Raw genomic sequence first — 248 nt, forward strand, 5'->3', positions numbered from 1 at the left:
GCTACGCTGGCCACGAGGTCTCCGGTGTTCAGGTCTTCTTGGTCGAAGAATCATCTACCGGAGACCTCGCCGTTTATTGATCACCGACGCGCCGCAACTTCCTCAACACCTATGAAACACCGCCTAGATGATTGAGTCCGATGTCCTGGCTGGTCAATGGTCGTACGCGATGAGTGATCGTTTTCTGGGTTCGCCGATGTTGGTGTTGTGCCAGATGCAGGTGGCCATCGCGAGCAGGCGCTGGCCGG

General features: G+C 57.3%; 1 pseudogene. It reads right to left on the reverse strand.

Features of this window, described 5'->3' with window-relative positions:
• Positions 1-153: 153 nt before the first annotated feature.
• A pseudogene (locus tag C1I99_RS35435) lies at positions 154-248 on the reverse strand (IS982 family transposase); the annotation flags it as partial.

It is taken from the genome of Micromonospora deserti, from assembly GCF_003236335.1.
Taxonomy (GTDB): Bacteria; Actinomycetota; Actinomycetes; order Mycobacteriales; family Micromonosporaceae; genus Micromonospora; species Micromonospora deserti.